Annotated in this window: 8 protein-coding genes; 4 read left to right on the forward strand and 4 right to left on the reverse strand. The window is 72.2% G+C overall.

What is annotated here, in order from left to right:
* Positions 1–704 (reverse strand): Ppx/GppA phosphatase family protein (locus EYA84_RS21300; RefSeq protein ID WP_131054812.1); only part of this gene is annotated, 704 nt, incomplete at its 3' end.
* A 71-nt stretch (positions 705–775) separates the two neighbouring features.
* On the opposite strand from EYA84_RS21300, the gene EYA84_RS21305 reads away from it, so the two are divergent.
* Positions 776–1,585 (forward strand): hypothetical protein, encoded by an 810-nt coding sequence (locus EYA84_RS21305; protein WP_131054813.1) that lies wholly within the window; start codon positions 776–778, stop codon positions 1,583–1,585.
* 22 nt (positions 1,586–1,607) lie between these two features.
* On the opposite strand, the gene EYA84_RS21310 is transcribed toward EYA84_RS21305, so the two are convergent.
* Positions 1,608–2,291, reverse strand: coding sequence for a response regulator transcription factor (locus EYA84_RS21310; protein ID WP_131054814.1), 684 nt, complete (start codon positions 2,289–2,291; stop codon positions 1,608–1,610).
* Between the two features lie 59 nt (positions 2,292–2,350).
* Entirely contained in the window at positions 2,351–3,640 is a 1,290-nt protein-coding gene (locus tag EYA84_RS21315) for an ATP-binding protein (RefSeq protein WP_236145885.1), read from the reverse strand.
* 200 nt (positions 3,641–3,840) lie between these two features.
* On the opposite strand from EYA84_RS21315, the gene phoU reads away from it, so the two are divergent.
* A complete protein-coding gene (gene phoU / locus EYA84_RS21320) occupies positions 3,841–4,491 on the forward strand; it encodes a phosphate signaling complex protein PhoU (protein WP_131054815.1) in 651 nt (216 codons plus the stop codon).
* A gap of 86 nt (positions 4,492–4,577) precedes the next feature.
* On the opposite strand, the gene EYA84_RS21325 is transcribed toward phoU, so the two are convergent.
* Positions 4,578–5,345, reverse strand: a complete 768-nt coding sequence (locus EYA84_RS21325; RefSeq protein WP_131054816.1) for a phosphoglyceromutase — start codon at positions 5,343–5,345, stop codon at positions 4,578–4,580.
* A gap of 153 nt (positions 5,346–5,498) precedes the next feature.
* On the opposite strand from EYA84_RS21325, the gene EYA84_RS21330 reads away from it, so the two are divergent.
* Together EYA84_RS21330 and EYA84_RS21335 are read left to right on the forward strand one after the other, a co-directional pair.
* Positions 5,499–6,806 (forward strand): MFS transporter, encoded by a 1,308-nt coding sequence (locus tag EYA84_RS21330; protein WP_131054817.1) that lies wholly within the window; start codon positions 5,499–5,501, stop codon positions 6,804–6,806.
* 75 nt (positions 6,807–6,881) lie between these two features.
* A partial coding sequence (locus EYA84_RS21335) for an MFS transporter (protein ID WP_131054818.1) occupies positions 6,882–8,117 on the forward strand: 1,236 nt, incomplete at its 3' end.

Raw genomic sequence — 8,117 nt, forward strand, 5'->3', positions numbered from 1 at the left:
GCCCAGCGCCCGGCACCGCTGGGCGCGGCGCCGGCGAGCCGGGCCAGCGTGCGGAACGTCTTGGAGGTGGCCACCGACCGGTCCCAGCCCACCCCGGTCATCCGCTCGACCACCGGCTCCAGCAGGCCGTCGACGTACTCGCGCAGCCCGTCCACGGTCTCCGGCGCGGGCGGACGGCCGCTCTGCGGGTCCACACCGAGCCGGTCCCGGGTCAGCCGACCGGCACCCAGCGGCAGCGAGACCGCCAGGTCCGGGTTCTCGTCGATGCCGGCCGCGATCTCCAGCGAGCCGCCGCCGATGTCCAGCACCAGCAGCCGACCGGCGGACCAGCCGAACCACCGCCGCACGGCGAGGAACGTCATCCGCGCCTCGTCCGCGCCGGGCAGGACCTCCAGGCGTACGCCGGTCGCCTCCCGGACCCGCGCCAGCACCTCGGCGGCGTTGGTGGCCTCGCGTACCGCCGAGGTGGCGAAGGCGAGCAGCTCGTCCACGCCCAGGGCATCGGCTGAGGCGCGGGCCGCGCCGACGGCCTCCACCAGGGCGTCCGCACCGGTGTCGCGGAGTGCGCCGTCCGGGCCGATCTGCTCGGCGAGCCGCAGCACCACCTTCTCCGAGTGCGCCGGCCACGGGTGCGCGCCGCGATGGGCGTCCACCACCAGCAGGTGCACCGTGTTCGAACCGACATCGAGGACACCCAGTCGCATGGGGAAACACTAGGGCCAAGGTTCGCGTCACTCACCGGCCATCCCCCTGCACCACGCGTACGCTGGGCCGAGTGACAGGGCAGATCGAACTCCGCGTGCTGGTGGACGACCCGGCGGACCCGCGCAGCCGTGAGGTGCCGCTGGACTTCCCTCGGGAGTGGATCGAGTTCGTCGACCCGGCCGACGAGCGGCACCTGATCCGGGCCGACCTCACCTGGCTGCTGTCCCGGTGGACCTGCGTCTTCGGGCAGGGCTGCCACGGCATCATCGCCGGCCGCTCCGCCGACGGCTGCTGCTCGCACGGCGCGTTCTTCACCGACTCCGACGACGAGAAGCGGGTACGCGGCGCGGTGAAGCGGCTGACCCCGCAGACCTGGCAGCACTACCGGCGCGGCACCAAGAACTGGACCGAGAACGACACCGTGGACGGCAAGAACCCGGCGCGGCGTACCGCCACCCAGGGTCCGGACGCACCGTGCGTCTTTCTCAACGACGCCGACTTCCCCGGCGGCGGCGGATGCGCGCTGCACGCCCAGGCGCTGCGCGACGGGGTGCACCCGCTGGAGTACAAGCCGGACGTCTGCTGGCAGTTGCCGGTCCGGCGGGACCAGGAGTGGGTGAAGCGGCCGGACAACACCAAGGTGCTGGTCTCCACGTTGGCCGAGTTCGACCGGCGGGGCTGGGGCGCGGGCGGGCACGACCTCGACTGGTGGTGCACGTCCTCCACCGACGCCCACGTCGGCAGCGAACCGATGTACCTCTCCTACGGGCCTGAGCTGACCGCCCTGGTCGGCGCCGCCGCGTACGCCCGGCTGGCCGAGCTGTGCGCGGCGCGGGTCCGGCAGGGCCTGGTCGCCCCGCACCCGGCCGACCCGGCCTGACGACCGGTCGCCGGTCGGTGGATCACGGCTCGAACTTGTAGCCCAGACCACGCACCGTCACGATGTGGCGCGGCGTGGACGGCTCCGGCTCGATCTTGGAGCGCAGGCGCTTGACGTGGACGTCCAGCGTCTTCGTGTCGCCCACGTAGTCGGCGCCCCAGACGCGGTCGATCAACTGTCCCCGGGTCAGCACCCGGCCGGCGTTGCGCAGCAGCAGTTCGAGCAGCTCGAACTCCTTGAGCGGCAACTGCACCGCGCCCCCGTCGACGGTCACCACGTGCCGTTCGATGTCCATCCGGACCGGGCCGGCGGCCAGCGTCGGCAGGCCCGACTCGGTCGTCTCGACGGTCTGCCGGCGCAGCACCGCCCGGATCCGGGCGACCAGTTCGCGGGGAGAGTACGGCTTGGTGACGTAGTCGTCGGCACCGATCTCCAGGCCGACCACCTTGTCGATCTCGCTGTCCCGGGCGGTGACCATGATGATCGGCACGTGCGACCGCTGCCGGAGCTGCCGGCAGACCTCGGTCCCGGACATCTCGGGCAGCATCAGGTCGAGCAGGACGATGTCGGCCCCGGTCCGGTCGAACTCGGTCAGCGCCGACGTGCCCGTGGCGGCCACAGAGACCTCGAACCCCTCCTTGCGGAGCATGTACGACAGGGCGTCGGAGAAGGACTCCTCGTCCTCGACCACCAGTACGCGGCTCAACGGTGTTTCCTTTCGATCCGGGTCGGACCGGGCGGTGCCCGGCCCGACCCACGTGTGGTTCAGACCTGCCGGAGGTCGGCCGGGCCGGCCTCGATCCCACCGGCCGGCAGTGCCGCCAGCAGATCGTCCGGCGGTCGGGCCGGCAGCCGGAGGGTGAACGTCGACCCACCACCAAGAGTGCTCGTCACGTACACCCGGCCGCCATGGTTGCTCGCGATGTGTTTGACGATGGCCAGCCCCAGGCCGGTACCACCGGTGGAGCGGGAACGGGCCTGGTCGGCCCGGTAGAACCGCTCGAAGATCCGGTCCACGTCGGTGGGCGCGATCCCGATGCCCTGGTCCGCCACGGCGATCTCCACGTGGTCGTCGGTGGCCAGCGTGGTGATCCGTACCGTGGTGTCCTCGCCCGAGTAGTTCACGGCGTTCTCCACCAGGTTCGCCACCGCCGTGGCCAGTTGGCTGTCGCTGCCGTACACGGTCAGCCCCCGGCCGGAGTCGGCCGTCACCCGGACCCGGCGGGCGGCGGCCGTGGTCCGGGTCCGGTCCACCACCTCGGAGATGACCCAGTCCACCGCGACCGGTTCGGGGGCCGGCTGCGGCTCGGCGCCCTGGAGGCGGGTCAGCTCCAGCAGTTCCTGCACCAGCCGCCCCAAGCGGGTCGACTCGTGCTGGATCCGCTCGGCGAACCGCCGGGCCGCCACCATGTCCTCGGAGAGGTCCGGCCGGTCACCGCCGGCCGGTTCGGTGGCGTCGAGCAGCGCTTCGGCGAGCAGTTGCAGCGCGCCGATCGGGGTCTTCAGCTCGTGGCTGACGTTGGCCACGAAGTCGCGTCGCACCCGGGCCAGCCGGTGCGACTCGGTCACGTCGGTCGCCTCCACGGCGATGTAACCGCCGCCCAGGCCCATCGCCCGCAGGTGCACGCCGAGCGGGTTGTCCCCGGCGTTGTCGCGGCCCCGGGGCAGGTCCAGCTCGATCTCGCGGCGTACGCCGGTGCGGCGTACCTGCCCGGCCAGCGTACGGACCAGCGGGTGGGCGATGATCGAGCCCGGCCGGCCACCGGTCCGTAGCAGGCCCAGGGCCCGGGCCGCCGGATTGACGAGCACGGGTACGTCCTCGGGGTCGAGCACCACCACTCCGGCACGCAGCGAGTCGATCGCGCGGCGGCCGAGCCCGACCTGCACCTCGTCGACGATCGTGTGCCTCCCCCTACCGAGCCGGAGACCGGCCCACCCACGTCCGGCGGAGCCCGCCGACCGGCGCGCCGCCGGGACGAACCGGGACAGCGACAGTCCGGCGACCAGCCCGACCACCAGGGCCGAGGCCACTCCCACCGTCACCGCCCACGTCACCCGGCGATCGTAGGGTCATTGTCGACCCGGCTACCGTACGGAACGGGACGAAGCACTCTCACTTCCGGGAAAGTTCACCTGCGCGTCCGGCTCAGTTCACCGGCGTTCACCTGAGGTCCTCCCGGTGCTCCTAGCTTGGGCGGCGTACCTGCACGAACCCTCGCCGGCGCGGTGCCGGCGCCGACCGACAGGACGTGAGCATGCGCGACGAGTTCCGGGCCGATCTCGAAACGGTCAGCCAGATGCTGGTGGAGATGGCCGAGGGGGTGCGGGCGGCGCTGCGCCAGGCCACCCGGGCCCTGCTCACCGCCGACCGGCAGGCGGCCGAATCGGTGATCGCGGGGGACGCCGGGATCGACGCGCTCTACCGGCAGGTGGAGGAGCGGGTCTGTGACCTGCTGGCCCGCCAGGCACCGGTCGCGTCGGACCTGCGCGCCATGATCACCGCCCTGCACGTCGCCGCCGACCTGGAACGGATGGGCGACCTGGCCGACCACGTCGCCAAGACCGCGCTGCGCCGGCACCCGTCGCCGGCCGTGCCGGCGGAGCTGCGGCCGGTCTTCACCGACATGGCCGGCATCGCCGACCGGATGGCCGAGAAGATCGCCTCCGTGCTGGCGCGTCCGGACGCCACCGTCGCCGCCGAGCTGGACAGCGACGACGACGCGATGGACGAGCTGCACAAGGGGTTGTTCGGGGTGCTGCTCGGCGAGGACTGGCCGTACGGCGTGGAGACGGCCATCGACGCCACCCTGCTCGGGCGCTTCTACGAGCGGTTCGCCGACCACGCGGTGAACAGCGGCGAGCACGTGGTTTACCTGATCACCGGCGAGCCCGTCACCCCGGCCTGAGAGCGAAGGAAGGGCCCCCTGCTAACGCCTCGCGTATAGCAGGGGGCCCTTCCTAACGTCCGAGCCCGACGGGCCGGGTGCGGGCGTCAGCGGCCCTGGTTGGCCACCGCGGCGGCGGCGGCCTTGGCGGCCTCCGGGTCGAGGTAGGTGCCGCCCAGCGTCTGCGGACGCAGCTGCGGGTCCAGGTCGTAGCGCAGCGGGATCCCGGTCGGGATGTTGAGCTTGGCGATCGCCTCGTCACTGATCTGGTCCAGGTGCTTCACCAGCGCCCGCAGCGAGTTGCCGTGCGCCGCCACCAGCACGGTCCGACCGGCCAGGATGTCCGGCACGATCGAGTCGTACCAGTAGGGCAGCATCCGGTCGACGACGTCCTTGAGGCACTCGGTGCGGGGCATCAACTCGGTCGGCAGCAGCGCGTACCGCGGGTCACCGACCTGCGACCACTCGTCGTCGTCCGCGATAGGCGGCGGCGGGGTGTCGTACGAGCGGCGCCAGAGCATGAACTGCTCCTCGCCGTACTCGTTCAGGGTCTGCTTCTTGTCCTTGCCCTGCAGGGCGCCGTAGTGCCGCTCGTTGAGCCGCCACGACCGGCGCACCGCGATCCAGTGCCGGTCGGCGGCGTTCAACGCCAGTTCGGCGGTGCGGATGGCGCGGCGCATCACGCTCGTGTGCACCACGTCGGGGAGCAGGTCGTGCTCGCGCAGCAGCTCGCCGCCGCGGCGCGCCTCGTTCTCCCCCTTCGCGGTCAGGTCCACGTCGACCCAGCCGGTGAAGAGGTTCTTGGCGTTCCAGTCGCTTTCGCCGTGCCGCAGCAGGACCAGCGTCCCGACGGTGGGTCCCTCGCTAGCTGTCATGCGGATCATCCTGCCGCAACCCGCGAGTGGACGCGCGGGAAGGGGGGTGACGACCACCACGTGGAAAACGGCGTGACCGGGCTTCCGGCCGACATCTAAGTTGTAAGGGATCATCTCGATCATTGGTCATTACCGAAACGGGGGTGCGCCCAGGTGCGCGCGATACGGGGCTGGTTCCGGGACACCACAGGCGGTCTACCGACGACCTTCTGGTACCTCTGGACCGGAACGCTGATCAATCGCCTCGGCTCGTTCGTCCTCGTCTTCCTCGCGATCTACCTGACCCAGGAACGCGGCTTCTCGGCCTCCCAGGCGGGCCTGGTGATCGGCGCGTGGGGCGTCGGCGGCGCGGTCGGCACCACCGCCGGCGGTACGCTCACCGACCGGTGGGGACGGCGACCCACCCTGCTCACCGCCCACCTCGGCGCGGCGACCATGATGCTCGCCCTCGGCTTCGCCCGGGACCTGTCGACCCTCGCGGCGGGAGCGCTGCTGCTCGGCCTCTTCGCCGAGGCGGCCCGGCCGGCGTTCGGCGCCATGATGATCGACGTCGTGCCGGAGCGGGACCGGTTGCGCGCGTTCTCGCTCAACTACTGGGCGATCAACCTCGGCTTCGCCTGCGCGGCGGTGCTGGCCGGCTTCGCCGCCCAGGCCGGCTACCTGCTGCTGTTCGTGGTGAACGCGTCGACCACACTGGTCACCGCATTGATCATCTTCATCCGGGTACGGGAGACGCGCACCGTGAGCGTGGGGATGCCCCGCGACGGCAAGCGCCCCGGCGCCCTGCGCACCATCCTCACCGACCGGGTGTACCTGGGCTTCGTGGCACTGAACCTGCTCGGGGCGCTGGTCTTCCTCCAGCACATCTCGATGCTGCCGATCGCGATGGCCGACTCGGGCCTGAGCCCCGCCACGTACGGCTCGGTGATCGCGCTCAACGGGGTCCTCATCGTCGCCGGCCAGCTCTTCGTACCCCGGCTGATCCGGGGCCGCAACCGCTCGCACGTGCTCGCCCTGGCGGCGGTGGTGATGGGCGTCGGCTTCGGGCTGACCGCCTTCGCCGACGTGGCCTGGTTCTTCGGGCTCACCGTGCTGATCTGGACGGTGGGCGAGATGCTCAACTCGCCGTCCAACGCCACCCTCATCGCCGAACTCTCCCCCGGCGAGCTGCGTGGCCGATACCAGGGCGTCTTCTCGCTCTCCTGGCAGCTCGCCGGAGCCGCCGCACCGATCCTCGGCGGCCTGGTGCGGGAGCAGGCCGGCAACGCCACCCTCTGGCTGGGCTGTGCCGCCATCGGTGCCGTGATGGCGGTCGGCCACCTGGTCTCCGGACCGGCCCGGGAGCGGCGTGCGCTGGCGCTGCGGACCGCCGGTGCCGCCCCCGTGGTGACCGTCCAGTCGACCGCACCGCAGCCGGCGGCGCCCCAGGCGGCCGAGCCGGTGGCGACCACCCGGAGCTGAGTCCGCCCCTCGTCCCACCCCTCCGACCGGCTCGGGCAAGATCTGTTAGGTAACCGAACAGATCGGGAGGTCGGGGTGCGGGCCGCAGACCAGCACGAGCGCGGTACGGCCGCCGGGCCGCGCCGCTGGCTCGCCGACACGGCAGGTGGACTGCCCGCCACCTTCTGGTACCTCTGGGCCGGGCTGCTGATCAACCGAGCCGGCGCGTTCGCGATGCTCTTCCTGTCGCTCTACCTGACCGCCGCCCGAGGAGCCAGCGCGTCGCTGGCCGGGGTGGTGGTCGGGGCGTACGGGGCCGGTGGGGCGATCGGGGTACTGCTCGGCGGGGTGCTGGCCGACCGCTGGGGCCGCCGGTCGACTCTGGTGGCCGCGCACCTGGTCACCGCCGGGCTGATGGTCGCGTTGGCACTGAGCCAGCACCTCGCGGTCATCGCGGCGCTCGCCCTGCTGGTCGGCGTGACGCACTCGATGCCCAGCCCGGCGTTCGTCGCGGCGATCGTCGACGTGGTGCCGGAACACCGCCGCTCGCGCGCCTTCAACCTCCAGTTCTGGGCGTTCAACCTGGGCATGGCGGTGGCCTCGCTGCTGGCCGGACTGCTGGCCGAGGCGAGCTACGTCGCGCTCTTCCTGGTGGACGCCGCCGCCACGCTGGCCACCGCGCTGCTGATCGCGTGGAAGGTCCCGGAGACGATGCCCGCCAGGTCCACACCACCGGCGGGTACGGCACCACCGCCGCCGACCTCCGTCCGGCGACGTACCCGCCGCCCCGGGCTGCACACCGCGCTCACCGACCGGCACTTCCTGGTCTTCGTCGGGCTGACCTTCGTGCTGGCGGTCCTGACCATGCAGGCGTCGACGATCATGCCGCTGGCGATGCGCGCGGACGGGCTCGGCCCCTCCGCGTACGGCTCGGTGGTGGCTCTCGGCGGGGTGCTGATCGTGCTGGGGCAACTCTTCGTACCCCGGCTCATCGACCGGCACCGCAAGGGCACCGTCCTCGCCGCCTCCACGGCGTTGCTGGCGGTCGGCTTCGGGGCGTTGGCGTTCGCCGACCGCCTCGCCTTCTACCTGGGCGCCTGCGTGGTCTGGACGGTCGGCTCCATGCTCGCCGCGCCGCCGAACGCGCAGATCAACGCCGACCTGGCCCCACCGGCGCTGCGGGCCCGCTACCAGTCGGTGTTCTACCTGGCCTTCCCGGCGGCGTCGTTCGTGGCGCCGACGCTCGGCGGCTTCAGCCTCCAGCAGTGGGGCGACGGGCACTGGCTGATCGTCGGCGCGCTGGGGCTGGCGGCGGCCGGCGGCCACCTGCTC

This window comes from Verrucosispora sp. SN26_14.1 (assembly GCF_004307965.1).
Lineage (GTDB): Bacteria > Actinomycetota > Actinomycetes > Mycobacteriales > Micromonosporaceae > Micromonospora.